This is a genomic window from Streptomyces sp. NPDC048462 (assembly GCF_043200175.1).
In the GTDB taxonomy this organism is placed as follows: Bacteria; Actinomycetota; Actinomycetes; order Streptomycetales; family Streptomycetaceae; genus Streptomyces.
The window spans coordinates 169,332-196,280 of record NZ_JBICXG010000009.1 but is presented as its reverse complement, the minus strand read 5'-3'; the positions used below and the strand labels follow the sequence as shown (position 1 = coordinate 196,280).

The 26,949-nt window shown below is 68.7% G+C and carries 27 protein-coding genes and 1 pseudogene; 11 read left to right on the top strand and 17 right to left on the bottom strand.

Features of this window, described 5'->3' with window-relative positions; genetic code table 11:
* Positions 1-62: 62 nt before the first annotated feature.
* Together ACGFU6_RS17950 and ACGFU6_RS17945 are read right to left on the bottom strand one after the other, a co-directional pair.
* Positions 63-491 (bottom strand): DUF4267 domain-containing protein, encoded by a 429-nt coding sequence (locus ACGFU6_RS17950; protein ID WP_393611814.1) that lies wholly within the window; start codon positions 489-491, stop codon positions 63-65.
* A 53-nt stretch (positions 492-544) separates the two neighbouring features.
* Entirely contained in the window at positions 545-895 is a 351-nt protein-coding gene (locus ACGFU6_RS17945; protein ID WP_393611812.1) for an antibiotic biosynthesis monooxygenase family protein, read from the bottom strand.
* Positions 896-1,046: 151 nt separating this feature from the next.
* Here ACGFU6_RS17945 and ACGFU6_RS17940 point away from each other — a divergent pair, with 151 nt between their 5' ends.
* Positions 1,047-1,628 carry a TetR family transcriptional regulator gene (locus tag ACGFU6_RS17940; RefSeq protein ID WP_393611811.1) on the top strand — a complete coding sequence of 194 codons (582 nt, stop codon included), beginning with the start codon at positions 1,047-1,049 and terminating at the stop codon, positions 1,626-1,628.
* Between the two features lie 73 nt (positions 1,629-1,701).
* Here the strand turns inward: ACGFU6_RS17940 and ACGFU6_RS17935 are convergent, their stop codons facing one another.
* The 3 genes from ACGFU6_RS17935 to ACGFU6_RS17925 all read right to left on the bottom strand — a co-directional run bounded on the left by ACGFU6_RS17935 (position 1,702) and on the right by ACGFU6_RS17925 (position 5,242).
* Entirely contained in the window at positions 1,702-2,466 is a 765-nt protein-coding gene (locus tag ACGFU6_RS17935; RefSeq protein ID WP_393611810.1) for a GntR family transcriptional regulator, read from the bottom strand.
* A gap of 125 nt (positions 2,467-2,591) precedes the next feature.
* On the bottom strand, positions 2,592-3,839 hold the full coding sequence (locus tag ACGFU6_RS17930) for a hypothetical protein (RefSeq protein WP_393611809.1): 1,248 nt from the start codon (positions 3,837-3,839) through the stop codon (positions 2,592-2,594).
* Between the two features lie 272 nt (positions 3,840-4,111).
* A complete protein-coding gene (locus ACGFU6_RS17925) occupies positions 4,112-5,242 on the bottom strand; it encodes an ROK family protein (protein WP_393611808.1) in 1,131 nt (376 codons plus the stop codon).
* 56 nt (positions 5,243-5,298) lie between these two features.
* On the opposite strand from ACGFU6_RS17925, the gene ACGFU6_RS17920 reads away from it, so the two are divergent.
* Positions 5,299-6,444, top strand: a complete 1,146-nt coding sequence (locus ACGFU6_RS17920; RefSeq protein WP_393611806.1) for a Gfo/Idh/MocA family oxidoreductase — start codon at positions 5,299-5,301, stop codon at positions 6,442-6,444.
* Entirely contained in the window at positions 6,441-6,920 is a 480-nt protein-coding gene (locus ACGFU6_RS17915) for a heme-degrading domain-containing protein (RefSeq protein WP_393611804.1), read from the top strand. Before ACGFU6_RS17920 ends, ACGFU6_RS17915 begins: the two co-directional genes overlap by 4 nt.
* Positions 6,921-7,095: 175 nt before the next feature.
* Here ACGFU6_RS17915 and ACGFU6_RS17910 read toward each other — a convergent pair whose 3' ends face one another.
* The 6 genes from ACGFU6_RS17910 to ACGFU6_RS17885 all read right to left on the bottom strand — a co-directional run bounded on the left by ACGFU6_RS17910 (position 7,096) and on the right by ACGFU6_RS17885 (position 12,046).
* Positions 7,096-7,956, bottom strand: coding sequence for a fumarylacetoacetate hydrolase family protein (locus ACGFU6_RS17910; RefSeq protein ID WP_393611803.1), 861 nt, complete (start codon positions 7,954-7,956; stop codon positions 7,096-7,098).
* A 135-nt stretch (positions 7,957-8,091) separates the two neighbouring features.
* Positions 8,092-8,862 carry a YidC/Oxa1 family membrane protein insertase gene (locus tag ACGFU6_RS17905; RefSeq protein ID WP_393611801.1) on the bottom strand — a complete coding sequence of 257 codons (771 nt, stop codon included), beginning with the start codon at positions 8,860-8,862 and terminating at the stop codon, positions 8,092-8,094.
* Positions 8,863-8,989: 127 nt separating this feature from the next.
* Complete coding sequence (locus tag ACGFU6_RS17900) at positions 8,990-9,325, bottom strand: DUF6412 domain-containing protein (RefSeq protein ID WP_393611799.1); 336 nt, start codon at positions 9,323-9,325, stop codon at positions 8,990-8,992.
* Between the two features lie 141 nt (positions 9,326-9,466).
* On the bottom strand, positions 9,467-10,987 hold the full coding sequence (locus tag ACGFU6_RS17895) for a sodium:solute symporter (RefSeq protein ID WP_393611797.1): 1,521 nt from the start codon (positions 10,985-10,987) through the stop codon (positions 9,467-9,469).
* Positions 10,984-11,142: a DUF3311 domain-containing protein gene (locus ACGFU6_RS17890; RefSeq protein ID WP_390091853.1), complete on the bottom strand. Its 159-nt coding sequence runs from the start codon at positions 11,140-11,142 to the stop codon at positions 10,984-10,986. Before ACGFU6_RS17890 ends, ACGFU6_RS17895 begins: the two co-directional genes overlap by 4 nt.
* 103 nt (positions 11,143-11,245) lie before the next feature.
* Positions 11,246-12,046, bottom strand: a complete 801-nt coding sequence (locus ACGFU6_RS17885; RefSeq protein ID WP_393611796.1) for a class E sortase — start codon at positions 12,044-12,046, stop codon at positions 11,246-11,248.
* An 87-nt stretch (positions 12,047-12,133) separates the two neighbouring features.
* On the opposite strand from ACGFU6_RS17885, the gene ACGFU6_RS17880 reads away from it, so the two are divergent.
* Entirely contained in the window at positions 12,134-13,138 is a 1,005-nt protein-coding gene (locus ACGFU6_RS17880; RefSeq protein ID WP_123525810.1) for an SEC-C domain-containing protein, read from the top strand.
* An 80-nt stretch (positions 13,139-13,218) separates the two neighbouring features.
* Positions 13,219-13,734 carry a GNAT family N-acetyltransferase gene (locus ACGFU6_RS17875; RefSeq protein ID WP_393611794.1) on the top strand — a complete coding sequence of 172 codons (516 nt, stop codon included), beginning with the start codon at positions 13,219-13,221 and terminating at the stop codon, positions 13,732-13,734.
* Positions 13,735-13,761: 27 nt separating this feature from the next.
* Here ACGFU6_RS17875 and ACGFU6_RS17870 read toward each other — a convergent pair whose 3' ends face one another.
* Positions 13,762-15,252 carry a PLP-dependent aminotransferase family protein gene (locus ACGFU6_RS17870; RefSeq protein WP_393611793.1) on the bottom strand — a complete coding sequence of 497 codons (1,491 nt, stop codon included), beginning with the start codon at positions 15,250-15,252 and terminating at the stop codon, positions 13,762-13,764.
* Between the two features lie 41 nt (positions 15,253-15,293).
* Here ACGFU6_RS17870 and ACGFU6_RS17865 point away from each other — a divergent pair, with 41 nt between their 5' ends.
* From ACGFU6_RS17865 to ACGFU6_RS17850, 4 genes are all read left to right on the top strand, one after another.
* Positions 15,294-16,154 (top strand): methyltransferase domain-containing protein, encoded by an 861-nt coding sequence (locus tag ACGFU6_RS17865; protein WP_393611791.1) that lies wholly within the window; start codon positions 15,294-15,296, stop codon positions 16,152-16,154.
* Between the two features lie 136 nt (positions 16,155-16,290).
* Positions 16,291-19,431: a DUF3427 domain-containing protein gene (locus ACGFU6_RS17860; protein ID WP_393611790.1), complete on the top strand. Its 3,141-nt coding sequence runs from the start codon at positions 16,291-16,293 to the stop codon at positions 19,429-19,431.
* Positions 19,432-19,477: 46 nt separating this feature from the next.
* Entirely contained in the window at positions 19,478-20,698 is a 1,221-nt protein-coding gene (locus ACGFU6_RS17855) for a DUF262 domain-containing protein (protein WP_393611788.1), read from the top strand.
* 10 nt (positions 20,699-20,708) lie between these two features.
* Entirely contained in the window at positions 20,709-21,329 is a 621-nt protein-coding gene (locus tag ACGFU6_RS17850; RefSeq protein ID WP_393611787.1) for a HEPN domain-containing protein, read from the top strand.
* 172 nt (positions 21,330-21,501) lie between these two features.
* On the opposite strand, the gene ACGFU6_RS17845 is transcribed toward ACGFU6_RS17850, so the two are convergent.
* A complete protein-coding gene (locus ACGFU6_RS17845) occupies positions 21,502-22,323 on the bottom strand; it encodes an XRE family transcriptional regulator (RefSeq protein ID WP_393611786.1) in 822 nt (273 codons plus the stop codon).
* Positions 22,324-22,565: 242 nt separating this feature from the next.
* On the opposite strand from ACGFU6_RS17845, the gene ACGFU6_RS17840 reads away from it, so the two are divergent.
* The gene (locus ACGFU6_RS17840; protein WP_393611785.1) at positions 22,566-22,919 is read left to right on the top strand and encodes a hypothetical protein; all 354 of its coding nucleotides are present in this window, start codon (positions 22,566-22,568) and stop codon (positions 22,917-22,919) included.
* Positions 22,920-23,423: 504 nt separating this feature from the next.
* Here the strand turns inward: ACGFU6_RS17840 and ACGFU6_RS17835 are convergent.
* The 4 genes from ACGFU6_RS17835 to ACGFU6_RS17820 all read right to left on the bottom strand — a co-directional run bounded on the left by ACGFU6_RS17835 (position 23,424) and on the right by ACGFU6_RS17820 (position 25,939).
* A complete protein-coding gene (locus ACGFU6_RS17835; RefSeq protein ID WP_393611784.1) occupies positions 23,424-23,648 on the bottom strand; it encodes a hypothetical protein in 225 nt (74 codons plus the stop codon).
* Between the two features lie 213 nt (positions 23,649-23,861).
* Complete coding sequence (locus ACGFU6_RS17830; protein WP_393611782.1) at positions 23,862-24,041, bottom strand: hypothetical protein; 180 nt, start codon at positions 24,039-24,041, stop codon at positions 23,862-23,864.
* Between the two features lie 625 nt (positions 24,042-24,666).
* Positions 24,667-25,305, bottom strand: coding sequence for a zinc ribbon domain-containing protein (locus tag ACGFU6_RS17825; protein ID WP_393611781.1), 639 nt, complete (start codon positions 25,303-25,305; stop codon positions 24,667-24,669).
* A 112-nt stretch (positions 25,306-25,417) separates the two neighbouring features.
* The gene (locus ACGFU6_RS17820) at positions 25,418-25,939 is read right to left on the bottom strand and encodes a TetR/AcrR family transcriptional regulator (RefSeq protein ID WP_393611780.1); all 522 of its coding nucleotides are present in this window, start codon (positions 25,937-25,939) and stop codon (positions 25,418-25,420) included.
* Between the two features lie 167 nt (positions 25,940-26,106).
* Here ACGFU6_RS17820 and ACGFU6_RS17815 point away from each other — a divergent pair.
* Positions 26,107-26,849, top strand: a pseudogene (locus ACGFU6_RS17815) (cellulase family glycosylhydrolase); the annotation flags it as partial.
* Positions 26,850-26,949: the final 100 nt, after the last annotated feature.

The following is a 26,949-nucleotide window of genomic DNA, read 5'->3' as shown; positions in this document are numbered from 1 at the left end:
GCGCTTCCGTAACCGGAGCTCGCCCGCGCGAGTCCGGTTACGGGCCACCTGGACCGAGGGGGTCAGGCGGGCTGCGGGGCCCGTGGGACCGCCGGCGCGACGGCGGCCCCACGGGTCTCACGCAACACCAGCAGGCCGTTGACCACCATCAGCGTCGCGGTCAGGCAGTGGATGCCGAACGCGATGGCCACGGAGCCGTGGTGGGCCAGCACGGTGGCCATGTCGCCGTACGCGGCGAAGGCCTCCACCAGCAGTGCCCAGCCCAGCGCCCGGCGGTGGCCCGTCAGCAGCAGGATGCCCAGGACCAGCGCCAGGACGATGTCCCGGATCCCCTTGACGATCAGGAAGCCGCCACCGTCGCCGGACGGCCAGCTCGGCAGGCCGAACGTCGGCGCCGTCGCCGCCGGGCTCAGGACGAACTCCGTCCCGAACCAGAGGATGAAGAGGATGAAGGCGGCGGCCAGGACGGTGTTGATCTTCTTCAGCGACATCGTTCGTCTCCCTGGGAGTCGTGGTGAGCCGGGCAAGCCGTGAGCCGTACGGCTCAGACGTCGATCTGCTCGAAGATGTGCGGGTACGACACGACGCCGTCGGGGAACCCGGCCGCCATGCGCTGGAACTCCGGGTTGCCGAAAGCCCTGGCGAGCGCCTCGGTCGACTCCCAGGCCGCGATGTTCATCAGCAGCCGGCTGCCCGCCGTCCCCCTGTGCATCCGCAGGGACACGAATCCCGGCTGAGCCGCCATGAACTCCGCCTGCCGCCGGAAGCGGTCCAGGAACGCCTCGGTGCCGTCCTCCGGGACGAGGAAGGTATTGGCCAGGACGATGGGCCCGGTCGCCTCCTTGAACTGCGCGAACAACGGCGTACTCGGGTCAAGGCTCTGCAGCTCGGTCATCTTCGATACTTCCTCTCGCTGTCGGTTCTCCCGCGGCACCGCGGTCGCCATCGGCCCACGCTTCGAGTCAACGCTTGTTGGCAAACGCTTGTTGGCAAACATAGAGTCGCGCTTCTGTACTGTCAACACGTGTTGGCATATGTTTGTCGGCATGACCGGCACCACGGAGAACCAGCAGGCCGCACGGCGTTCCGACGCCACCCGCGCCGCGATCCTCGCCGCGGCCCGTGAGCGGTTCGCGGCGGACGGCTACGAGAAGGCGACCATCCGGGCCATCGCGCGCGACGCGAAGATCGACCCGTCGATGGTGATGCGCTACTACGGCAACAAGGCGGGTCTGTTCGCGGAGGCCGTCGCGATCGACCCCGGGCTGCCGGACCTGCCCGTCGAACCGGGCGAGACGATCGGCCGCACCCTGGTGCGCCACTTCCTCACCCTGTGGGAGGAGAACGGAGAGCTCACCGCGCTGCTGCGGGTCGGCGCCACCGACCCGGCCGCCGCCGAACGCATGCAGAGCGTGCTGCGCGAGCAGCTGATCCCGATGGCACGCCGGCTGGGCCCCGAGCCGGACCAGGCGCCGTCGCGGGCGGCCCTGTGCTCCTCGACCATGCTGGGGCTCGCGCTGACGCGCTACGTGCTGCGGTTCCCGGCGAGCATGGCGCTCGACCCCGAGGAGATCGTGGACTGGCTCGGACCCACGATCCAGCGGTATCTCACCGCACCCACTCCCTGAAGGACGCCTGGTCCGGCGCGGTGGGGTGAACCGCGCCGGCGCCCCGTCGGTCCCGGGGCCGGCAACGACCGGCTCAGCCGCGGCCGCTCAGGTGGGCGGTGAACGAGAACCGGTCACCCCGGAACAGGGTCCGCACCCGCTCCAGCGGCCGCCCGCCCGCGTCCCGCGAGACCCGGTGGATCAGCAGCATGGGCAGCGCGGGCGGCGTACCGATGAGCAGCGCCTCGCGCGGGGTGGCCAGCACGGTCTCGATGCGCTCGTCCGCGTCGCCGAAGGAGATCCCGAGCCGGTCGCGCAGATAGGCGTAGAACGAGGAGTCGGGGTCGAACTCCCCCGCCAGGTCCGGCGCCCGGGCCACGCTGACGTACGTGCTCTCCAGGCCGACCCGGTCGTCGTCGGCGAGCAGCACCCGCTCCAGGTGCCAGACCGGCTCCCCCCGCTCGGCCCCGATCTCGGCGGCGAGCGCCTCGGGGCAGGGGAAGCGTTCCAGCCCGATGAGATGACGCCCCGGGGTGCGCCCCTGCCTGCGTACGCCCTCCGTGTAGCTGGCGAGGGAGAGCGGCTGCTCCAGCTTGGGGCCCGCGACCACCGTGCCGCGGCCCTGCCGGGCGAGGCGCCCCTCCAGGAGCAGTTCGCGCAGCGCCTGGCGCACGGTCTCGCGCGACACCTCGTAGCGCAGGGCGAGGTCCCGTTCCGGCGGGAGCATGCCGCCCTCGCCCAACTCCTCGATGAGGACGGAGACATGGGCCTTCACGGCGTAGTACTTGGGAATACGGCCGTGCTCCGGGATGCCGGAGCGGATCGGTGCGCCAGGTGCCTGGTCGTGCGGGTAGTCCACGGCCCGATGGTGGCAGACGGACATGAACACGGGTGGACGCCCCGGTGCGCGGTCGGCCGGAAATCAGCGGCGCGCGCGGCGGGTCGGATGGGAGGCCGGCGGCGCACGACGCGTCCCTCCGGACGTCAACGGCGGGCGCGGCGCGTCCGGCGGGACCAGACCACCACGGCTCCGCCGCCGATCAGGAAGCCCGAGACGGTCAGGACCGGCCGGGGCAGCGGCACGGGGATGCCGGTCCTCGCCAGCTCCGGGAGCCCGGCCGGATCCCGGCCCGGTGCGACGGGGCGCGGGGTTCCGGTGGCCCTGCCGCTGGGCCGGGCGCCGTCGGAGAGGCGGCCCGGCCGCTCGGCCGTGCCGTCGCTCTCCCGGCCGGTGCCGTCGCTCTCCCGGCCGGTGCCGTCGCTCTCCCGGCCGGTGCCGTCGCTCTCCCGGCCGGTGCCGTCGCTCTCGCGGCCGGTGCCTCCGGTCTCGTGGCCCTTGCCGACCTCGCCGGTGCCCATCTCGTTCTCCTTGCCGGTCCCGTCACCGTCCAGGCGTGCCCCGCCGTCGTCCTCGACCACGGTGAACAGATAGTCCTCGGACTCGCCGACCCACTCCCCGTCGCTGCCCTTCGGCGCCGTACCGCTGTCGCTCCTGCCTGTGCCGCCCACCGGGTGCTTGCGCTGGACGATCGCGGCGTTGGCGGTGATCCGGCCGGGGCTGGTGTCGGAGGTGAACGCGAGCCTGACCTGGACGGTGACCGTACGTCCCGCGGGCACGGTGAAGCCCGCGAAGGCCTCGTCGCCGGTGCCGCCGAAGACGCCGATGTGCTCGTCCCGGTCGGTCGTCTCCCAGGTGACGCGGTGCTCCACGTCCGGATGGGCGCGCTCGGAGAACTTCAGCTGGATCTGGTCCGAGGTCAGCTGACGGTCCTCGTCGGTGAGGACCAGGACCGGGTGGATGGACCGGCAGGCCTGAGAGGTGGTGTTGGTCAGGTCCAGGAACCAGGTGCCGTAACCGCCGCCGGACGCGTAGGTGCCGGGGCCGCCGTGGATCCGGGTGTCGATCGGGAACTCGGCCGCCTCCGGGTCACCGCAGGCGGGCTGCTGCTCGGCGCCGACGGCGAGCGGTGCGGACACCGCCACCGGCACCGACGACACCGCCGAAGCGGAAGCCGCCAGGGCCGAGGTCGTCGGGGCGGCCGGAGTGGCGGCCGGATTGCGCTGCGGCGCCGCCGACGCGTTCGCCGCCCCGCCGAGCACGACGGCCGGAACGACGCTGGCGGCGGCCAGCCCGAGCGCGAGCCCGTGCCGGGGCCGCCCGGCGAGTGCGGGCGGGGGTGGCGGCGCGGGGTGTTCCGGGGGTGTGGCGGGCGGGGACGGTGTGGGGGGCATGAGGGCGGCCTTCGCTGCTCGCGGAAACGGTCGGCTCGCCCCGGACCCGGAGTTCACCGGTATGAACCCGCGACGCTGCCACGCGCCCCGGACCACTCGCGCGCAGACATGCCGTGAGGCCGCCCGGCCGGCGGCGCGGAACCCCTCGATCAGCCGAGCCGTGACGCGGACACCCGGGGCCGCTGCCCGCGTCCCGTACCTGCTCCTGCTCCTGCTCCTGCTCCTGCTCCTGCTCCTGCTCCTGCTCGGCCGTATCGCCGGTGCCGCCCCGGTCAGGGGCCCCAGCCCCCGTCCCGGTCCGCGTCGTTGCCGCCGACGCGGCCGAACAGGGGGGCCAGGACCAGCTGCGCCGCCCCTTCGGCCACCGGCCGGTCGCCGCCGCCGCCGGCGGTGACGTCCACCGCCGGCACCCCGCCCGCGCCCCCGCGCCGGGCCCGCTCGTCAAGCACCGCGCGCACCCCGCGCACGTATGCGCCCGGGTCGGCCGCGACGGTGCGCCCGCCCAGCACCACCCGGTCGATGTCGAGCAGCGCGACCAGGTTCGCGGCACCGGTGCCGAGCACCCGCGCGGCCTCGGCCACATCGCCCCGGGCCACCGCCGCCAGGCAGAGCGCCTCCAGGCAGCCGCGCCCGCCGCAGCCGCACCGGACCCCGTCCAGCTGCACGGTCTGATGGCCGAACTCACCGGCTCCGGTACGGGCCCCGCGGTGCAGCGCCCCGCCGAGGACCAGCCCCGCACCGAGCCCGGTCCCGAGGTGGAGATAGGCGAAGTCGGCCGGACCCGGCGTCTGGAGGGCGAGCCCGAGGGCGGCGGCGTTGGTGTCCTTGTCGATGGCGACGGGCAGCCCGGTCCGTGCGGCGAGCGCGTCCCCGAGCCGGTAGCCGTCCCACTGCGGGAATCCGGTGACGCGGTGCAGCACCCCGTCCCGGTGGTCGAGCGGCCCCGGCACCGCCGCGCCCACGCCGAGCACGGGCCGGGCCTCGTCGCCGCGCACCTCCGCCACCGCACCGGCGGCGGCCGCGACCACCTCACCGGCCGGGGCGCCGAAGTCCAGCGGAGCCGTACGGCTGCTGACCACCGTGCCCGCGAGGTCGACGAGCACCACGGTCAGCCCGTCGCGGTCCAGGTGGAGCCCCACCGCGTGGCCGGCGTCCGGTACCAGCCGCAGCACGGTCCGGGGCTTGCCGCCCGTGGAGGCGCGGTGGCCCGCCTCGGCGGCCAGCCCCTCGGCCCGCAGCCGGGCGGTGATCTTGCTGACGGCCTGCGGGGTGAGCCCCGTCCGCTCGGCCAGTTCGATGCGGCTGATCCCGCGCTCACCCGCGACCCGCAGCAGGTCCAGCACGAGGGCCGCGTTGTGGCCACGCAGCGTCGGCAGATTGGCGCCGCTATTACTCCTGTTCACGGACCCATTGTCGCTGCCGCTTGCACTTTGGCAACAGCGTTGCCAAAGTGGAGTGCATGACTGCCCACGCGACTCACGAGACCTCCGGCCCGTCCGGGACCCCCCTGCGCGTCGGACTCGTCGGCTACGGCCTGGCGGGTTCCGTCTTCCACGCCCCGCTGATCTCCGCGACCGACGGCCTCGTCCTGGACACGGTCGTCACCTCGAACGAGGAGCGGCGCGAGCAGGCCCGCGCCGAATTCCCCGGCGTACGGTTCGCCGCATCGCCGGACGAGCTGTGGCAGCGCGCGGACGAGCTCGATCTGATCGTGATCGCGTCACCGAACAAGACGCACGTGCCGATCGCCGCCGCCGCGATCAGGGCCGGTCTGCCGGTGGTCGTGGACAAGCCGATCGCCGGTTCGGCCGCCGAGGCCCGGGAGCTGGCGGCGCTGGCCGAGGAGCACGGGGTGCTGCTCTCGGTCTTCCAGAACCGCCGCTGGGACAACGACTTCCTCACCCTGCGCTCGCTGATCGCGGACGGCGAGCTGGGCGAGGTGCAGCGCTTCGAGTCCCGCTTCGAGCGGTGGCGCCCGCAGCCGAAGGGCGGCTGGCGCGAGTCGGGCGACCCGCAGGAGATCGGTGGGCTGCTGTTCGACCTGGGCAGCCATGTCGTCGACCAGGCGCTGGTCCTGTTCGGTCCGGCGGTGCGGGTGTACGCGGAGTCGGACGTGCGCCGGCCGGGCGCGGCGGCCGACGACGACACGTTCCTGGCGATCACCCACGAGAGCGGGGTCCGCTCGCACCTGTACGTCAGCGCGACGACGGCCCAGCTCGGCCCGCGTTTCCGGGTGCTCGGCTCCACCGCCGGCTATGTGAAGTACGGCCTCGACCCCCAGGAGGCCGCCCTGCGCGAGGGTGCCCGCCCCTCGAAGGGCGAGCCGTGGGGCGAGGAGGCCGAGGAGCTGTGGGGCCGGCTCGGCTCGGGTGAGTCCCCGCTCACCGGAGGTGGCGCCCCGGTCCGTACCCGGCCGGGCGACTACCCCGCGTACTACGCGGCAGTCGTCGACGCACTGCGCGGAAAGGGCGAGAACCCGGTGACCGCCCTGCAGGCCGCGGCCGCCCTGGACGTCCTGGAGGCCGCCCGCCGCTCGGCCCGCGAGGGCGTTACGGTCACCCTGCCCACGACTCCCGCACCCGCCACCGAGGAGCAGCCCGCATGAACCCCACCGCTCCGACCATCTCCGAGCTGATCGCTCAGGAGCGCCGGCTGACGCTGCCGCATTTCGGCTACGACGACGCGTACGCGCTCGGCGGACTGCTCGTCACCCTGGCCCGGGAGCGGCACGCACCGGTGGCGATCGACATCCGGCGCGGCACGCAGCAGTTGTTCCACGCCGCGCTGCCCGGTTCGAGCGCGGACAACGACGCCTGGATCGACCGCAAGCGCAGGGTCGTCGAGCGCTACGGAGAGAGCTCCTACCTGGTCGGGACCAGGTTCCGGGCCAAGGGGACGACGTTCGAGGAGGCCTCGCGCCTCAACCTGGACAGGTACGCCGCGCACGGCGGTTCGTTCCCGGTCTCGGTCGAGGGCGCGGGTGTCATCGGCTCGGTCACGGTCTCGGGCCTGCCCCAGGCGGAGGACCACGCGCTGGTGGTCGAGGCCCTGGAACAGTTCGCGACGATGATCGACAACTGACACACCGGAGGGGTGGGCCCCGTCACCGACAGGGCCCACCCCTCCGATCTTTATCCGCGCGCATCAGGCCGACCACACCAGGCCCGTCCGGCGCTTGAGGCCGCCCCTCCAGCCCGTCCGGCGCTTGAGGCCAAAGCGGCCACCCGGGCGCACCCGGACCCCGGGCCCCAACGGCCTAGGCCCCCTTCAGCTCCTGCCGCTGCCGCCCCAGCCCCTCGATCTCGAGCTCGACGACATCCCCCGCCCGGAGGTAGGGCTTCGGCTCGGGCTGCCCCATCGCCACGCCGGCCGGCGTACCGGTGTTGATGACGTCGCCCGGGTACAGGGTCATGAAGTGGCTCAGGTAGCGCACGACCTCGCCGACCGGGAAGATCTGCTCGGCCGTCGTGCCGTCCTGCTTCAGCTCGCCGTTCACCCAGAGCTTCAGCGGCAGCGCCTGCGGGTCGGCCACCTCGTCGGCCGTCACCAGCCACGGCCCCAGCGGGTTGAACGTCTCGCAGTTCTTGCCCTTGTCCCAGGTGCCGCCGCGCTCGATCTGGAACTCGCGCTCGGAGACATCGTGCGCGACCGCGTACCCGGCGACGTGGGCGAGGCCCTCCTCGGCCGAGTCCAGGTACCGGGCGGTGCGGCCGATGACGACCGCGAGCTCGACCTCCCAGTCGGTCTTCACGCTGCCGCGCGGCACGAGCACGGTGTCCTCGGGCCCGACGACGGTGTCGGGAGCCTTGAAGAACAGGATCGGCTCCGCCGGTATCTGCGCGCCGGTCTCCGTGGCGTGGTCGTGGTAGTTCAGCCCGATGCACACGATCTTGCCGATCCGGGCGAGCGGCGGACCCACCCGCAGCCCCTCGGCGTCGAGCACCGGCAGCTCGCCGGGCGCGGCGGCGGCGGCCCGGACCCGGGCCAGCGCGTCCTCGTCGGCGAGCAGTGCGCTGTCGATGTCGGTGACGACTCCCGACAGGTCACGCAGGGTCCCGTCATCGCCCAGCAGTGCCGGACGTTCCGCGCCTGCCGTACCCACACGAAGCAACTTCAACGGTCTGTCTCCCTCGGTCGAGATCGGGCCCGTCGGATGGGTTGCGGCCATCGCAGGCTTGTCCGATCCTCCAAGACATCCGATCACTCCGCAAGACCCTGTTCACACACTGGACCGGCGCACTCGCGCCCCCGATTACGCCGCGGTGGCCATGGCGGCACCGGCGGCCGGCATGTCGCGGTACAGGTAGGCCCGCTCGATCGCGGTCCAGGTGGTGCTGGTGACGACGTACAGCGCGGCGGCCAGCGGCACGAAGGCGACGGTGAAGAGGGTGAAGAAGGACATCAGCGGCATCACCTTGTTCATCGCGCCCATGCCGGGTACCGGCTGTCCGTCCGGACCGGCGGCCGGCGTGACGGGGTTGGCGGCCATCTGCCGCTTCGTCCGCCCGTAGTTGAACGTGGCGACCGCGGCGACGATGACGAACAGTCCCACGTACACGATGCCCTGCGACCCGAACATCCCGCCGTGCGCGATCGCGTCGTGCCAGCGCTCCCCGAGCGGGGCGCCGAACAGCTGGTGGCCGAGGAGTTCGTTCGCGTCGTCGCCGATCTTCTGGCTGGAGAAGACGTGGTAGAGCAGGAAGAAGGCCGGCATCTGGAGCAGGCTGGGCAGGCAGCCGGAGAGCGGCGAGACCTTCTCCTCCTTGTGCAGCTCCATGATCGCCTTCTGCATCCGCTCGGGGTTCTTCTTGTGCTTCTTGCGCAGTTCGGCGATCTGCGGCTGGAGCCGGCGCTGCGCCTTCTGCCCCCGCGCCGCGGCGCGTGACAGGGGGTGCACGGCGAGCCGTACGAGCGCGGTGAACAGCACGATCGCGGCGGCGGTGGACGCGTTCTGGAAGAACGGGTGCAGCAGATCGGCGAAGGCGCCGACCAGGCTGGCGAAAGCGGACATCAGGGCGGACATGGATGAGCCCTCCGGGGGTCTCGTCGTGCCGGGAAGTGGATCAGCTTCGGCATGACGATCCGCGCGGGGCGCCCGCACGTACGCACACGGCGTACGCACCTGGACGAAAGAGGGAGGAGAGGGAGCCCTACGCGGCCGTCAGGAGGACACGGCCGGGGGCTCGGGGCCGCCTGCGCCCCTTGGCGTCGGGGTCTCGTTGCGGCAGGAACGCGGTGCGTTTCTCCCGGTCGCGCATGGCGGTGCGGACCCTGGTCCGGGGCACCGGAACGGCGCAGCGGGCACTGATCACCGAGCAGGCGACGAGCGCCGTACCGGCGGCCGCGGTGGCGGCGAGCGCGACGGCGGCGGAGAGGCTGCCGCCCTCCGCGAGCAGGACCTCGGTGAGGAAGAAGAGCAGCAGCCCGGCGGGGCGGAGCAGCCGGGCGAGGCCACCGCGCACGCGGTTCATGGCACGTGCGTCCATGGGTCCTCCCCCTCTCGCGCTCCTGCGGCCGCATCGTAGAGCGGCACTTCAACCTTTAACCGTTATACACGATCGTTGTCGCCCGGCCCCATACCCGATGAGCGGGACACCGGGCACCCCCTCCCACACCGCCGCCCGCTCTCACCCCACCGCCGCCGGGGACACCACCTCGTCGCTCTCGATCTCGTCGCGCGCCAGCACGTCCTCGTCCGGCCGCTCGTCGCGCTCGCGCGGACCCGCGTACGTCACGGCCAGCGCGACGGCCAGGTTCGCGCCGAGGGCGACGATGCCGGCGTTCACGCCCCACACCGGATCGTTCTCCGTGAAGACGAACCCGCACACCACGGCCACCCCGACGACCAGCCCGCTCATCGCCCCGAGCAGCGTGAGGCGCCGCCACATCAACCCCAGCAGCACCATGGGGAGCAGCTGCGCCATCCCCTCGTACGAGATCAGCGAGAGCCGGACCAGGGTGTTCGGGGCCGTGTACGTGAGCAGCAGGGCCAGGCCGCCCGCGATGACGACGACCACCTGGGCCGCCCCCTTCTGCCGCTGTTCCCAGCGCGGCACGAGCGAGAGCACGCTGCGTCCCCACATCGTGCCGATGACCAGCATGAAGACGGCCATCGGCACGATCGAGGAGAGCGCGGCGGCGACGCCGATGACGCCGACCGACCAGGCCGGCAGCGAGTCCACGACCAGCTTGAAGAGGGCCAGGTTCGACTCGGCCCCGACCAGGCCCGGGACGACGAACAGGGCCGCCATGCCGAGCAGCATCGGGACGAACAGCAGGACGTTGTAGGCGGGCAGCCACATCGCGTTGCGCCGCAGCACGTCAGCGTTCTTCGCGCCGAGGTAGCCGGCGACGGTCGTCGGGAAGATCACGACGGTGAGGGAGTTGAGGAAGGAGGTGGTGATGAACCAGGCCTGCCCGAGGCCGCTGTCCCCGTGCCCGGGGAAGGTCAGCCACTCGCTCTTGTCGGTGACGAGCCGGTCGAGGAAGGGCCCGTAGCCGTCGAAGTAGTGCATCGGTACGTAGACGGCGAGGAAGCCGAGCGTCGCGATCACCATGACGTCCTTCAGCACCGACACCCACGCGCTGCCGCGCAGCCCGCTGACGACGACGAATCCGGTGGTGACGGCGAAGGCGATGAAGTAGGCCCAGTTCAGGCTGATGGCGCCGTAGGAGATGGTCGAGACGACCACGCCCATGCCGGTGATCTGGAGCTGGATGTAGGGGAGCAGGAAGACGGTCGCGAGGACGGCGACGAGCGCGCCGAGCCAGGGCCGGCCGAAGCGGTGGGCCACCATATCGGTGATCCCCACGAGGCCGTGCTTGCGCGCGTAGGCCCAGAGCATCGGCCCGACGACGTAGCCGACGGCGTAGCCGCAGGACATGTACGCCACCACGTACAGGACCGGCGCCCCGTAGTTGTAGCCCCAGCCCGCGGCGCCGAGGTAGCTGAAGCTGGTGTAGCCCTCGCCGGCCATCAGGACCCAGATGAAGACGGTGCCGAGGCTGCGCCCGCCCACCGACCACTCGGCGAGCCCACCGCCCTCGCCGCCGCCCCGGCCGCGCCGCCCGCGTACGGCGAACAGTCCGAGGGCCACCGTGGCGACCATGAAGACCCCGAAGACGGAGGTCGCGACGGCGGCGTTCACCGGCGGTCCCCCCGCCGGGCCAGCCAGACGGCGACGGGGGTCAGGACGGTCGCCCCGAGCAGCCAGAAGAAGAGGAACGGCAGTCCGAGAACGACGGGACGGACCCGGTTCACGAACGGCAGCGCCCCCAGGTAGAGCACGTAGGGAACCAGCAACCACAGCAACTGCGGACGTCGTCTGAGCACGTCAGCGACCCTAGTGACACGGCCCGCCCCGGACACCATCGCCCCGGCGGCCCTCCCGGTATCCCCTCTCCCTCTACCTCCCCCGCACATCCGTCAGCTTCCCCCACACCACCAGCCGGTAGCGGGAGGTGAACTCGGGCGTGCACGTCGTCAACGTCACGTAGGAACCGGCGGCCCGGTACCCGACGTACGGCCTCACGTTGCTGCGGGGGACGGCGGCCACCACCCCGCCGTCCCCCGCACCGGTCTGCGGGAGGGTCTTGTCGACGGTGTACGTGTAGACGGTGTCCCGGGTCTCGACGGTGACGCGGTCGCCGCGGCGCAGCCGGTTGATGTAGCGGAACGGTTCGCCGTGGGTGTTGCGGTGGGCGGCGAGCGCGAAGTTCCCGGCGCCGCCGGGCTGCGCGGTGCCGGGGTAGTGGCCGACGTACCCCTTGTCCAGGACGCCGCTCCGGCTGATGCCCTGGGCGACGGGCGCGGTGAGCCCGATGCGCGGGATCCGGATGACGGCGTAGGCCTGGGACCGGCGGGGCGCGGGGGCATCGGTGGCGGGGGCCGCGCCGCCCGGCTCGTCCTTCCCGTCCCCCGTCTCCCCCGCGTCCCCCGTGGACACCGCTGGGCTGTCCTCCGCAGGCTGCTCCGGCGGGTCCGACGGGGCGGGCGCCGGGTCCGCCCAGTCCTGCTGGAGGGCCTGCACGGTGTGCGCGGCGCCGGCGCGGGCCTGCCGGTTGGTCCACCACAGCTGATGGGCGACGAGCAGCAGCAGGACGACGCCGAGGGTGACCACCACTTCGGCGCTCGTCCACAGCCCGCGCACAGCGGCCCGCCGCCCCCGCGAGTTCCGCTGCACCACCACAGGTATCCGCTTGACCACGGCCCGCACGATAGGGCCAAGCCCCGTAACTCTCCAGAGCTCGAACAACTCTCCGCCTCGCCGCCCTACCGCAGTACGGTGTGGTTCATGCGCCCCGACACGCCTGCCGACCACATCACCGAAGCCGAGCGCCTGCTGCGCACCGCGGCGCGGTACCCCGAGGACCACGAGCCGCTGCTCCTCCAGGCCGCAGCCCATCTGGAGCTGGCCGGTGAGCGCGCCCGCGCCACGACGCTCTACGACGAACTGCTCAGCGCACCCGGAACCGAGCACCCGCACCTGGTCAAGGCACTCAACGCCGCCAACCTGTGGGAGTACGGCCACGAGGCCGAGGCCCGCGCGATCATCGACGGCATCCGCACGGCGGGCCCGCTGGAGGCGGCTCCCTGGGAGATCGCGGCGGAGACCCTGGAGGCCCACGACGAGCTGGAGGCGGCCCACGACTTCTTCTCCACGGCCCTCACCCTGCTCATCGCACCGGGCGAGGAAGTCCCGTACGCCACGCAGTCGTTGCTGACCGGCCGCCACCGGGTCCGCCGGCTGATGGGGGTGCGGCACGACGCCTGGGACGAGCTGGCCGACACCCTGCACACGGCGGCCGTCCCGCTGGACGAGCTCCACGACCCGAAGCGGCTGTGGGCCCTGGGCTCCTCGGACCCGGGCGAGCTGCGCGCCGAGATCACCCGCCTGCGCGCCGAGCTCGGCACCTACCGCACCGCGCTCTCCCGCCCCTTCCCGGTGGCGGTGCTGCACTGGCCGCAGGCCGAACTGGACGAGCTCCTCACCGCGTACCCGGGCCTCGGCAGCGAGTACGCCTCCCACCCGGACCACCTGGCCCGCCTGGAGGCGGCCCTGCGCGACCTCCACGCGACGGGCACCCCGAACCTCGGCATCGTGACGGGCACGGTCCCGTCGTACGAGGCGTTCGCCGCCTCCGAGGCCGCCTCCCCGGCCGACCCGGACCTGCTCCCCCAGTACGCCACCACCCTCGCCGCCCGGGGCCGCGCCGTCCCCTGGCCCCCGGCGCGGAGCGCGGCCTGCTGGTGCGGCACGGGCCGCCCGTACCGGGACTGCCACGGGGGCGCTCTGTAGGGGCGCGCCGCCTGCCCGCTCTGCCTGCCGGGCCGGGGCCCGGCAGGCAGGGGGCGCGACCGGCTGGGTACGATCCCGCCATGCCTGAACTGCAGCGTCTGCGCGCGGACCACGCCCCGGCGCTCCTCGCGTTCGAGCAGGAGAACCGCGCCTTCTTCGCCGCCTCGATCTCGGACCGCGGCGACGACTACTTCGCCCGCTTCGCCGCCCGCCACGAGGCCCTGCTGACCGCACAGGCGGCCGGCACCGACCACTTCCACCTCCTGGTGGCAAAGGACGGCGAGGTGCTGGGCCGCTTCAACCTGATGGACGTGTCGGACGGCACCGCGGACCTGGGCTTCCGCCTGGCGGAGAGGGCGACGGGCCGCGGCCTGGCCACGGCGGCGGTCCACCAGATCTTCGAGCTGAGCGCGACGACGTACGCCCTGACCTCGCTCCGCGCGTCGGCCGCGGTCACCAACACGGCCTCCCGCGCGGTCCTGACCCGGACGGGCTTCGTCCCCACGGGCGAGGAGGTGCTGCTGAGCGGGAAGCGGGGGGTGAGGTACGTACGGACGCTCTCCGGCGAGCCGACCGCCGGCTGCGGCGCACGGTAGCGGAACGGAACCGGCGCACCGGACCGTTCAGGACAGGCTAGGCAGGACCTCTCCGAGCACCGCCACGCCCTCGCTGATGGCGGCGGGCGTGCTCGCCGCGTAGCCGAGGACCACCCCGGGCAGTCGTGCGCCCTGGCTGTGCCATGAGAGCGGGTGGACCTTGACGCCGCACGCGAGCGCGGCGGCGGCGAGCTCGGTGTCGTCGAACTCGGCGTCGAAGGTGATCATCAGGTGCAGGCCCGCCGCGGCCCCGTGCACGACCGCGCCCGGAAGGTGGGCCGTGATCGCGTCGACCATGGCGTCCCGGCGGCGGCAGTGCCGTGTGCGCAGCAGCCTCAATTGGCGTTCCATCTGCCCCGACTCCATGAGCCGGGCCAGCACCTGCTGCGGCAGCGCGGCGTTGCCCAGGTCGGCGAACCGCTTGGCGTCGACGAGGGCGTCCCGGTACTTCGGCGGCGCCAGGACCCAGCCGATCCGCAGCGCGGGGGCGAGGAGCTTGGAAACGCTTCCGGCGTAGCAGACGTGGTGCGGGAGCACGGAGCGCAGGGCGGGGACCGGAGGCCGGTCGTAGCGGTGCTCGGCGTCGTAGTCGTCCTCGATGATCAGTCCGTCGCTCTCCGAAGCCCAGGACATCAGTTCACGGCGCCGTGCACCGCTGAGCACCACGCCGGTCGGGAACTGGTGCGCGGGGGTCAGCAGGACCGCTCGGGCGGCCATGTCGCGCAGTACGTCGATGCGCGCGCCCTGCGAGTCCACCGGCACCGGCGGGGTGTCCAGCCCCTGGTGGCGCAGGTGCTGCCGCGCCCCGAGCGACCCAGGGTCCTCCACGGCGACCGCCGGAACCCCGTCGTCGCGCAGCACCCGTCCGAGCAGGCTCAGTGTCTGCGCGGTGCCGGAGACGATGAGGATGCCGTCGGGGTCCGCCCTGATCGCGCGGTAGCGGGCGAGCCAGTTGGCGATGGCGTGCCGCAGCGCGGGGGTTCCGCGCGGGTCTCCGTACCCGAGGCCGGACGTGGAGAGGCTCGCCAGGGCCGCGCGCTCGGCACGCATCCAGGCCGCTCGCGGAAACGCGGCGAGGTCCGGGGTGCCGGGCGACAGGTCGATGCGGGCGGGTGCCGCCCGCATCCGGTCGAAGACGTCCGGGCCGGGCAGTGCGGCGAACAGCCCACCCGGCGAAGGAGCAGCGGCCGAGGGCGCCTGGGCGGGCGCGGTGGGAGCTGTGGGAGCGGCGACGACGATCGTTCCGTTGCGCCTGTGTCCCGCCGCGTGCCCGTCCTCGATCAGCCGCTGGTACGCCTCCGTGACCACGCCGCGGGACACCCGCAGCTCGGCGGCCAGCACGCGGGTGGCCGGCAGCTTGCTCCCGATCGGCAGCCTGCGGTCCTCGATCGCGAGCCTGAGCTGCTGGGCCAGCCAGGCGGACCGGCCGCCGACCGGCGCGTCGAGGATGTTCAGCTGCAGGAAATCCGACCCGGCAACTATGGACCTGTCAACGGGGTCTCGATTGGACCTGTTCATCGGACCATAATCACAGCAGGGTTTGGTGCATGAACAGAGCGATGTCATCTTCTTCCGCTGTCGGAGCAGCCGACTACGTGCACGGCTACTCCGAACGCGAGGCGGCCCGGCTCGGCGACCAGGCGGACACCCTGGCGGCACTGCTGCACGCGGGCACCGCCTATCCGGCCGGCAGCCGGGTACTGGAGATGGGCTGCGGGGTCGGCGCCCAGACGGTCCACCTCGCCCAGTCCGGCCCGGGGGCCCGGATCACCGCCGTCGACCACAGCGCGGACTCCCTTGCGCAGGCCCGCGCCCGGATCGCGGCCCACGCACCGGAGGCGGACGTGGAGTGGTGCCACGCCGATCTGTTCGACCTCCCCTTCTCCCCCGCGGAGTTCGACCACGTCTTCGTCTGCTTCGTCCTGGAACACCTGCCGGACCCTCGACGGGCACTGGCCGTACTGCGCCGTGTCCTGCGACCCGGTGGCACCATCACCGTGGTCGAAGGGGATCACGGCTCCGCACTCTTCCACCCCGCCAGCGCCCTGGCCCGAGCAGTGATCGACTGCCAGGTCCAACTGCAGTCGGCCGCCGGCGGAGACGCGTTGATCGGCCGGCAGTTACATCCACTGCTGGTTCGCGCCGGATACGACGACATCGCGGTCCGCCCCCGCACGGTGTACGCCGACCGGTCCCGCCCGACGCTGGTCGACGGCTTCACCCGCAACACGTTCATCGCCATGGTCGAAGCGGTCCGCGACGAGGCACTGGCCGCCGGGCTGATGACCGAGGCCGACTGGGACCGGGGAATCACGGACCTGCACCGCACGGCACTGGCCGAGGGGACCTTCCATTACACGTTCTTCAAGGCGGTCGCGGTGAACCGGCCCGACACGGGCCTGCCCGCGCCCGGACGGTAGCCACGGCGCCACGTCCTGCCGGAGAGCCGGAGTGGTTCAGCGGGCAGGAAGTCTGGCTTGGGCCGCATGATCAGGATTTGTCAGTCCTCCTTGATACAACTGCGTAGATAGGTATGGCGATGAGGGGGGCTCGGTCATGTCCAGCCAAGCTGCGCGGGAAGCGGCACCAGTTGCCGGGCTGTACGAAACGTTGATCACCCAACGTCTCGAAGAGCGTATGAAACAGCTCGATGCCGCGGGCTGGCACGCCATCGACGAAGTAGTAGGGGGCGAGTCCACGCCTCACGTCCTCTCCCGCCACATCGCAAGCACAGTGCGCCGAGTACTTCAGGGGCTCACACCGGCGGAGCAGGTACTCACCGCCAACCACATCCTGGAGTCGCTCAACACGCTTGAAGGTGCATCCGAGTGGGTCGACCTGGTCGTCGAAGGACCGCGACAGCTTCTCGCAGTCGCGGAACAGGAAGCTCCTGGCGTCTACGCCATCCGTCCCGCCACTCCGCTCTCTGAGACCGCGCTCATCACCAACTCACCCGAAGATCCAAGCTTGGGTTTCGAGCTACGGGCCGAACTGGCGACGGCGGACCATGTAGACCTGCTGTGCGCCTTCGTGAAGTGGCATGGTCTGCGTGTACTCGAACAGTCGTTGATGTCCGCTCGCGACCGCGGCGTCCCGATCAGAGTTCTGACGACAACATATATCGGTGCCACAGAGCGTCGTGCGCTCGACCGGCTGGTTCGCGAGTTTGGCGCTGAAGTAAAGGTCAACTACGAGCTCCGCTCGACGCGCCTGCACGCCAAGGCATGGCTCTTCCGCCGCGAGAGCGGCTTCGACACCGCGTACGTCGGCAGCTCCAACCTGTCGAAAGCTGCACTCCTCGACGGGCTCGAATGGAACGTACGCCTGTCGTCGGTCGCGACCCCGTCGGTCCTTCGCAAGTTCGAGGCGACCTTCGACGCCTACTGGAGCGAGCGCTCCTTCGAAACGTACGACCCCGACAATGACGCACAGCGACTGGACGAAGCCCTCTCCCACGCCAGCGGGTCCTCCGGTCCGCAGGGGCGCAACGTCATCACCCTCTCTGGCTTGGACGTCCGTCCATACCCCCACCAGCGCGACATGCTGGAACGTCTTGAAGTCGAGCGCACTGTCCACGGGCGGAATCGCAATCTGCTCGTCGCGGCCACCGGAACGGGCAAGACGGTGATGGCCGCCTTGGACTACAAGCACTTGCGGCAGAAGCTCGGACGGGACCCGCGGCTACTCTTCGTGGCTCATCGCAAGGAGATCCTGGAGCAATCACTTCGCGTCTACCAGAATGTACTGGTCGACGCGAACTTCGGTGAGCTCTTCTACAGCGGCGAGGTCCCTGCGGATTGGAACCACGTGTTCGCGAGCGTCCAGTCACTCAACGCGCGCGCTCTGGAGCGCCTCGCCCCGGACCACTTCGACGTCATCGTGATCGATGAGTTCCATCACAGCACGTCCCCGACCTATCGACGCATTGTGGACCACTTCACCCCGCAAGAACTACTCGGCCTCACTGCCACCCCTGAGCGGATGGACGGGCTTAACGTTCAGGATGAGTTCTTTGACGGCCGAATCGCAGCAGAGATGCGACTCTGGGAGGCTCTTGAGAACGAGCTATTGAGCCCGTTCCACTACTTCGGCATCACAGATAACACGGATATGAGCGCAGTCACTTGGAAGCGGGGCGCGTACGACGTTGGCGCTCTCAGCAACCTCTTCACGGGCAACGACGCGCGTGCCCGGCTTGTCGTCAAAGCCGTGAAGGACAAGGTCACCGACCCTGGGACGATGCGCGCCTTGGGCTTCTGCGTCTCGGTGGCGCACGCCCAGTTCATGGCCGGCATCTTCCGCCGCGCTGGACTCAACGCCGCAGCCCTGTCCGGTGAGTCCCCCGCGCACGAGCGCAAGTCCGCGCTCGACGACCTTCGCGCCGGAACACTTCAAGTCATCTTCTCCGTCGACTTGTTTAACGAAGGGCTCGACATCCCGGATGTCGACACCTTGCTCCTACTCCGGCCGACATCAAGCGCCACGGTCTTCCTTCAGCAGCTGGGACGCGGCCTCCGCCGTACAGAGGGCAAGGCTGTACTCACGGTTCTCGACTTCATTGGCCAACACCGCAAGGAATTTCGCTTCGAGGAGCAGTTCCGCGCCCTGACCAACCTGACACGAAACCGTCTCCTGTCAAACATTGAGCGCGACTTCCCCCAGCTGCCTTCTGGCTGCCAGATCATTCTTGAGCCCAAAGCCAAGGCTCTGATCATCGACAACATCCGCAACCAGATCGGCGTTAACGTCACCCAGCTCGCCCGCGAGGTAGCCGCGTATGCGGAGCCTCGACTTGCGGACTATCTCAGGGAGAGCGGTCGAGAGCTTAAGGAGCTCTACCGCGGCAACGGAAACTCATGGACCGGCCTTCTCCGCCGGGCCGGGCTCCTCGACTCGACAGCACCCGACGGCGAGGCAGCGCTATTGAAGCGGGTATCGGCGTTCCTCCACGTCAACGACCCCACCCGCGTGTCGACGTACACCAAGCTGCTCAGCGACGACGCCTCCAGCTACGACAAGCTCAACGTCCAGGAACAGGCTTACGCCCGCATGCTGTTCTTTACCCTCTGGCCCCTGGGGGGCGGCTTCTCGAGCTGCGAAGAAGGCCTTCAGAATCTGGGCAATCAGCGGATGTTTCGGGATGAAGTACGCCAGGTATTGGCATACTCCGTCGGCCTGGCTGACCACCTGCCCATCCCCCTCATCGGCCCACACCGCGGACTCCCATTGGTAGTCCATGCCTCGTACAGCCGTGAAGAGATCCTCACGGCACTGAACGAGTCTTCGTTGGACAACTTCCTGCCCGGGAACTTTCAAGAAGGGGTGAGATGGTGCAAGAACATCCAGACGGATGCTCTCTTCATCACCCTAGAAAAGGACGAAAAGGACTTCTCGCCTGAGACTCGCTACAAGGACTACGCCTTGAACGAGGCTGAATTTCACTGGGAGTCCCAGGGCAGGATCCCTGATACCTCACCAACGGGCATTCGCTACCAGACCCACAAGGAGAGTGGGACGCATGTCCTACTCTTCGTTCGACGCTACAAGAAGACAGACATCGGCGGACCCCACCCATGGATGCTGCTTGGCCCTGCCCAGTACATCAAGCACGCGGGGAGTAAGCCTATGGGGATCACTTGGAGACTCGCGCAAGAGATGCCCGCTGACGTTTTGACATACTCGGCGATCACAGCATGACCACTCAACCGCTCAGAATCCACATCGACTAAAAAGGGTAAAATACATGACAGACCCCACCAGCAATGACGGAAACGGCTACGACGACCTTGACGGCGAAGAGAACGAGTCTTCGGACGACGTCTCCTCAAGTGACGTTCAGAGAGCGGTCGTCACCGACACAGACTGGACAACCGAGACGATCCTCAGCCAATTGCGTCGAGGAAACATCCAGCTCAATCCAAGGTTTCAACGACGTGACGCATGGGACAAGGCCAGAAAAAGTAAATTCATTGAATCACTCATTCTAGGTCTCCCGATCCCCCAAATCGTTCTCGCGGAAGACAAGAAGCGACGGGGGAAGTTCATCGTCCTTGATGGAAAACAACGACTTCTCGCCCTTCGGCAGTTCGCGGCAGGGTCCACTCTTGCCGCATCAGACGAGGAAGAATCGTTCAAGGGTTTCGCTCTTACAAGTGTCAACGTTAGGCATGACCTAGCACGTAAGACTCTAGCTAAAATGGAAACCGACAGCGAACTCGATGACGACCTCAATGCCTTTCTTAACGAAACAATCCGGACCGTCGTTGTCCGCCGGTGGCCGAATGAAGAGTTCTTGAATCTCGTCTTCCTACGCCTCAACACAGGAAGCGTAAAGCTATCCCCTCAAGAGTTGCGTCAGGCGCTTCACCCAGGTGAGTTCACAGACTTCTTGGACGATGCGGCTTCTGATAGCGAGTGGCTACGCAGGGCACTGCGGATCCAGAAGCCTGATTTCCGGATGCGTGATGTCGAAATAATGCTGAGGTATTTCGCATTCCGATACCGACTCAACGAATACACAGGGAACCTGAAGGCATTTCTCGACGGCACAGTAAACCACTTGAACGATGAGTGGGAGAGCGGCCATGAATATATCAAAAAGAGCGCACTAGATTGCGAAGCGGCAATCAAGGTGACCTTCGATATTTTCAGAGAGAACGCATTTTACCGCTGGTCATCAGGAGGATACGAGGGGCGATTCAATCGTGCCGTCTTTGATATCATGACTTACTATTTCTCGAACGCGAAGATCGCCGACGCCGCCCTCCAGCAAAAGAGTGTCGTCGAAACAGCGTTCAAGGAACTCTGCGAAGAGAATCGCCAGTTCGTGGAGTCGATCCAGACGACAACAAAGACGCCAATTGCAACGAGCAGGAGGTTGACGCTGTGGGGAGAGCGACTCCAATCAGCGGTTGGCGAGCCAGTAAAGACACCTAATTTCAACGAAAATCGATTCTTCGCGTAAGGAGATCACAATGTCATCCTTGCGCTATAAGACACTTTCACGAAGAGTCTCCGAGCTGAGAGAGAACCTTCTCCCTCGCGCATTCGACGAGCTCGGCTTGTACTCTGATCGGGTGTACGAACGAACCCGCGGATTCAGGGTCCTCGCGCACGCAGAATTCGAATCGTACGTCGAAGACCGTGCAATCGAAGTTGTGAATAACGCTCACATATCATGGAAGAAAAAGGGTGAAATTCGCCCCTGTCTGCTGGCGTTGATGTCTCACCGAGAATCTAAAATGAGTATCCCAGATTCGATCGCAGACCTTACTGACAGGACGTCCTCAAAGTTCCCGACGCTCAACGCTCGAATCGAGGACGCAAAAGGCATTTACACCACATACGCCAAGAAAAAGAACCACGGAATTAAAGAACGTAATCTACTGCAACTACTCCTGCCTCTTGGTGTAACGAAAGGTGAGATAAGTACTTCTTGGCTAAGCACCACCGAAAGTTGGGCGTCCGAAAGAGGGGAGATCGCACACACCTCTGCCAAGATGCAGGTTCAAATAAACCCTCGAACTGAATTGAATACCGTTCGAGAGATCCTTAGAGGATTCAGAAAAATAGACGATATCCTCAACACTAAATAGTCACCCGAGAACTTACAGGAATGTAGGTTTTCCTAGATTCCCACAGGACCCAGCCGGCTTGACCCGCGGCCATGAGTCGACCTGCGGTTCCCAGCCGAAACGCTCGGGGCCGAGTCTTGGAACCCTCTCCACAAACCCCATTAACGGCCAGATTCGTTGAAACCCTGCGAGTTTAGATAGGCACGGGCACGCCTCGGCTCCATAGTTCCTCTGCATGTTCAGCGAACCGGTCGAACATTCCACCGTCGCCCTGACGGCGAAGGTGGAGCAGCGGCGAATCGTGGCCGACGAGCCGCGCAAGGTGCGGAGTGACCAGCGCCTGCTGGTCGAAGCGGAACACAGACAGAGACACGTGGTTAACGGCATCCTCATGGCTGCTGAACCGGGCTTCCACGTCACCTGAAGCACCCAGGCGGTTCAAGTGCTCAAGGGTGATCCGGACGCGCGTGGAAACGCTCAGAGCAACATCCTCAACCATCTCCCGCTGGCGGGTTACCTCACCGTCCGGATCCCCGAGCAGGAACCTGACGCGGCAGCCCGTATCGGTCTTCCTGCGAAGGGTCTCGACGAAGGCGGGCTGCTCAAGCCAGAGAAAGTAGTTCGTGTAACCGGCCAGGAAGATTTGGTCTGCCGCCCCATCGACCAGGTCACCCCACACGGTCGACGGACACGCGGACCGATAAGGGTAGGACTGAACGAGCTCCCGGTCATGGCCCAACTTCACCCGGTCCTGCACAGCCTTCGGCCAGATCATCTGTTCATCCACCTTCAGCGCCTGACAGGCGTCAGTACGGTTCCTTGCGTGGGGCACCAACTCAGCGTCAGCCAGCCATCGTTCTACTGTTTTCGGCGCCACCCCGATGCAAGCCGCAAGCTTGCGAGGAGACAACCGGGCATCCGACATAGCTGATCGTAGTGCGATGTTCAAGGCATCCCCCTGCGACGTTTGGGCCTTCTTGGAACGTAGCGACAGGACACCCAACTGTTCAGTCACTTCCCCGAGATACGTCCCAAAGGGGCGGCCATCCTTGCGGCCATGAAGAACCCGGAGACAGTGATCACTCAACCCCTCGAGCTCCCCATCCCGCCTGCACCACCGGCGCCGTCCGCCAACTGCGGCGTCTGCTCCGATCTGGCCGAGCAACGGCGAGCAGCCAGGGCCGCAGGCGACTACTCGCGTGCCACCGACGCCTCAGTAGAGATCCGCAGGCACCCTCACGCAGCCCAAGTCGCCCGGTGACCGACGTCGGCCTCCTGCAGTGGCGCAAGGGCTATGCAGCCGCCCTTGCGGCGAGTGATGGGTTGCGGGCAGCCCTGGCAGGGCTGGGCATCCCGGAACGCAACTACCGCAGCATCCGGCCTGCGATGACCTCCGGCGGCAGACCGTACGTCTACCTCGGCATCGTGAACGCAGGAGCCGTCGAAGCAATCACCGCGGCGCTGCTGCACCAACCTGCCAGCACCGGCGAGGAAACGGCATCCGACCAGGACGCGGCCTCGTCACCGCACCCCGGTGCCACCTCCCCGCCCCTTGATCCACCTCGCCGTCGCGCGCTGAGGGAAGAACGCATGGGACCGGCTCAGCAGTAGTGGCAACGCGCCATGGATCGCCTCCTGAGCGAGCCGCCCACGGAGCAGTTGCCCCAAACCTTGACACTGCTCTCTCGCCAAGCGGGAGAGCAGTTGAACTGGTCGTCGGGGAGGGGGAATCCGCCGGCGTGACACGGAGTTCGCCGGTCACGCGCTTGCGGGTGCACCTGCGCGTGAGCCAGTGCCCTCTCTCAACTACGCCCCACAGACGCCGTGATTCCTGAGGCCTTCCCCAGCTGCCCGGATGTCTCACCACCTGATAGCCACCGGTGGCCGCATGCGAAGTCGAGACATCATCACGAAATATCGAGATCGACTACACAGAACCCTCACAACCGCCTTAGGATCTCACCGGCCAGGCGCTCCGAGCAGCACACGCCTCGGAGGCCGACGCGCATCCATGGCGCCGTACACAGTCACGGGCGTCAGGAGCGATCGAGAACAGGAAACAGGGGGTGGCATGTCTCTTCGGGATGCGCCGGGGGCTTCGATATCCAGCGGTGCTCAGGGCATGAAGAGCAGAGGGCCGGCACGCAGGGCGTACGGGGCCCTGGTGGTCGGGCTCATAGCCCTTTCCGTCAGCATCTCGGGGTGCTCCGGTGGAGGCCAAGACACGGTTTCGACCTCGGCTTCCGTTTCGGCTTCTGCGAGCGCTTCGGCATCGGTGTCGCCGTCCGCGACGGCTTCGGCCTCCCCCTCGGAGACTGCCTCGGCGTCTCCGTCCGCCACCGTCGCGGCGTCCCCGTCCGCGACGCCCTCGAAGAAGCCCGTCGTCAGGGCGACTGTGGGCGCCTATGCCGGGTGGAACCTCGGGAAGGCGGTGGCGGACGCTCGCGGGCACCGCGTCAAGTCCGTCTCGTACGTGGACGCGAGTGAGCTGCGGCGTTCCGTGGTGCACACCTCCAACTGGAAGGTGTGCACGCAGCGCCCGTCCGCCGGCACCTACAGCACCTCCACCAAGCTCTCGTTCAAGATCGTGGAGGCGAACGAGTCGTGTGTGCACCCGCCGCGCGCCGCCTCCAGCAGTGCGTCCAGCAGCGGCGGGTCGTCCTCGTCCGGCGGCGGCAGCGGCAGCTCCAGCTCGGGCGGGAGTACGGCGTCGGGCGGCGGTGGCTCCACCACGACGCAGGTGTGCGGCATTCGGTCCAACGCCGACAATTGCTACCGTGCCGGGCAGTTCTGCAGGAACGCCGATGTCGGGGCGACAACCACTGACGCGGCCGGGCGGAAGATCACGTGTGGCTATCAGGCCAGTGCGAACCGGTGGCACTACTGAGGTACCCGCGCGGTACGCCCGGGATCCGGGGGATCATCAGCGTGCCCCGCTCCGAGCTGACCGCGCTCAGCCTGCCATGTGACGCTGCCAGTTCCGGCTGGTCACAGCTGGCTCTGTTGATGAGAACGGGCAGCAGACGTGCGCCACTTCGGGGGAACGGTCTGTGCCCGTTCGGTTCGGGGAGCACCAGGCGAGCGGATCGGGCTCGTAAGGAACCCCGGCCGTTGGCGACACGCCACCAGATGATCTTGCCGCGTACGCCAACGGCGCCGGTCTCGCCCCTGCGGCCCCTCCCTGGGAGGTGCCAGGCGCTCCGCCCCGGGTCCTGTGCGGTGGGGCTGAGCTCTCCGGGTCGACTGCGCCGGGCGGGGCGGGATACGGATCGCGGTTGCTGCCGGCCCCCACCGGCCGGCCGGCCGGCAGACAGGCGAGCAGGGGCCGGCCGCCCGGTGGACATCGAGGTGGGAACCCTCAGCTCAGGCCGTTACCGCAGCCGCAACAGAACCTGGAAGCAGACGGGTTGACGGTGGCGCAGGAGCCGCACGTCTTCTCCTGCCGCAGCGAGGAACCGCACTCGCCGCAGAAGCTCCCGCCGAGCGCCTGCGCCCCGCAGGACGGGCACCGAGGCTGCGCCTGCTGACCGACATTGAGGCCCTGCGTGAGATTCGTGGTCTGGAGCTGGTCCGCGATCTGGCGCCGCCGGGCCTCGGCCTGGAGCTGGGCGATCTCCTCCGTGGCAATGGGGGAGCAGCGGGCACACTGGCCGACCTGGCCGTTCCAGCAGATCTCTCCGCAGACCCAGTCGCCGCACCCTCGGCACTGGTTGAAGCGGTCGGCTATCTCGTTGACGGCGGTGCGCATCGCCTTGTCCTTGGCGGCCGAGTTGGTACCGCGGTCCAGCAATCGGTCAGCGGCGTTGGTGATGTTGGAGAGCGACCCGCCGAAGAGATTGCTCACACCACGCACGAGATTCTGGCCGGTCTCGCGGATGTCACGCTCGAAGGCGGAGCGGTAGCCGTTGCCGCAGCGCTCGCAGTGGAACTCGAACTGGTAGCCCTGCGTGTTGGAGAGGTCGCGGATATTGTCGGTGAACGGAACGGCTTCAGACACGTCTTGTCCCCATTTCTACTTCTACTCTCTGTCTCGATCAACGGGTCGACCGGCGTCGACCCTGCGCAAGCCTCGGCGTCGCCCCGGGCGTCGGCGTCGCGACGGATCGCTGTCAGGGGTCGAGAACCAGCCCCGTGAGCGGTTCGAAGCCGTGCCGGGCGGCGTAGCGGGGACCTTCCATGAGCAGCAGTGTGTTGATCAGCATCCCGCGGCCCATGAATCCGGCGATCTCCGGCTCCGTCGCGCCCGAGGAAGCCAGAAGCTGGTGGATCTCGCCGAACAGGCGTCGCGATTCCTCCCCGATCACCGGCTCACCGGCTGCCGCGGAGAACGCGTGCGCGAAGACGAGCACGGCGGGCCCCTGCCGCAGGACTAGTTCCCGGTAGGCCGAGCCGATGCGGGACGGGTCGAAACCCCCGTCCGCGAGACCGGCACGGAAGGCGCGCAGGACCTTCTCGCCCGAGAACCGGTGGGTCAGTACGAAGAGGTTCCGCTTCGAACGGAACGCCTGCATGACGTACGGCTGCGACACCCCCATCTCAGCAGCCACTTCGGACGTCGAGGTCCCGAAGTAACCACGCCTCGCGAACGCGCGCTCCGCTGCCGCGAGGAGCTCGTCCGAGCGTGCCGGCAACCGCGCCGCACCTCTCACGCCGCCACCCACCCTGCCTCTTCAATCTGGTGGAATATTATCAGCCAATAAGCTCGGACGTCCTGCCTCATGAGTGACCGGATGGACCTGGTGAGCTCTCGTGACCGCCGGCGGCGACGCAACACCGCGAACGCCGCCGACCGGTTGACGGGGAGGTCTCCGCCGTCGGCACGCTCGATCAGCCGCCGACTACTGGACCGGCCTGAAGGACGTGCTCGCCGGACAGGAGCACTACGTCGTCATCGACGTCGGCAACGGGCCCTGGGGCAACTCCGACCCGCCGGCTGGACCGCGCCCACGGCCGCCGCGATCCAGAAGCCGCGCGCCGCCGGATTTGCCTGCACGATCATGGTGGACGCGGCCGGCTGGGGCCAGGACCGACAGGGCGTCATGCGGACAACGCGCAGACGGTCTACGTCGCCGAGGCCACCGGCAAACCTGTTCTTCTCGATCCACATGCACAGCGTCCACCACACCTCCGAGAAGGTCACGGACTACCTCTACGCCTTCGTGAACGCCGGACTACCGCTGGTCGTTGGTGTGTTCGCCGGCCCGGCCGATCCGTAGGGGGATCCGGACGAGGACACCGTGATGGCCACCGCCGAGCGGCTGGGGCTCGGATACATCGCATGGTCGTGGAGCGGCAACACTGACCCGGTCCGCGATCTCCCGATCGGCTTCGACCCTACGCGGCTCAGCTCCTGGGGCGAGCGCGTCTTCCACGGGGCCGACTGCATCGCACGAACTCCCCCGAGGCCACCGTCCACGGAGACGCCACGGGGGACGGCTCCGGGGCCCCGACACGCCCGGCGCTCCGACCGCCTCCGCAGTGACGGACACCTCCGCGACCCTCGGCTGGGCTGCCGCCGCCGACAACGTCGCTGTCACCGGCTAGGAAGTCGTCCGCGTCAGCGGTGGCACGGAGACCGCCGTCGCCTCCATGATCTGATCGGGGCTCGGGGCTCGGGCTGGAGGGATCCCTGTGACGAACG

Coding starts and splice junctions, on each gene's coding strand:
- ACGFU6_RS17870 (WP_393611793.1), bottom strand. CDS start 15,252: ATGAACAGGTCCAATCGAGACCCCGTTGACAGGTCCATAGTTGCCGGG.
- ACGFU6_RS17915 (WP_393611804.1), top strand. CDS start 6,441: ATGAACCCCACCGCTCCGACCATCTCCGAGCTGATCGCTCAGGAGCGC.
- ACGFU6_RS17920 (WP_393611806.1), top strand. CDS start 5,299: ATGACTGCCCACGCGACTCACGAGACCTCCGGCCCGTCCGGGACCCCC.
- ACGFU6_RS17850 (WP_393611787.1), top strand. CDS start 20,709: ATGTCATCCTTGCGCTATAAGACACTTTCACGAAGAGTCTCCGAGCTG.
- ACGFU6_RS17940 (WP_393611811.1), top strand. CDS start 1,047: ATGACCGGCACCACGGAGAACCAGCAGGCCGCACGGCGTTCCGACGCC.
- ACGFU6_RS17900 (WP_393611799.1), bottom strand. CDS start 9,325: ATGGACGCACGTGCCATGAACCGCGTGCGCGGTGGCCTCGCCCGGCTG.
- ACGFU6_RS17860 (WP_393611790.1), top strand. CDS start 16,291: ATGTCCAGCCAAGCTGCGCGGGAAGCGGCACCAGTTGCCGGGCTGTAC.
- ACGFU6_RS17855 (WP_393611788.1), top strand. CDS start 19,478: ATGACAGACCCCACCAGCAATGACGGAAACGGCTACGACGACCTTGAC.
- ACGFU6_RS17945 (WP_393611812.1), bottom strand. CDS start 895: ATGACCGAGCTGCAGAGCCTTGACCCGAGTACGCCGTTGTTCGCGCAG.
- ACGFU6_RS17865 (WP_393611791.1), top strand. CDS start 15,294: ATGTCATCTTCTTCCGCTGTCGGAGCAGCCGACTACGTGCACGGCTAC.
- ACGFU6_RS17880 (WP_123525810.1), top strand. CDS start 12,134: ATGCGCCCCGACACGCCTGCCGACCACATCACCGAAGCCGAGCGCCTG.
- ACGFU6_RS17875 (WP_393611794.1), top strand. CDS start 13,219: ATGCCTGAACTGCAGCGTCTGCGCGCGGACCACGCCCCGGCGCTCCTC.
- ACGFU6_RS17905 (WP_393611801.1), bottom strand. CDS start 8,862: ATGTCCGCCCTGATGTCCGCTTTCGCCAGCCTGGTCGGCGCCTTCGCC.
- ACGFU6_RS17950 (WP_393611814.1), bottom strand. CDS start 491: ATGTCGCTGAAGAAGATCAACACCGTCCTGGCCGCCGCCTTCATCCTC.
- ACGFU6_RS17930 (WP_393611809.1), bottom strand. CDS start 3,839: ATGCCCCCCACACCGTCCCCGCCCGCCACACCCCCGGAACACCCCGCG.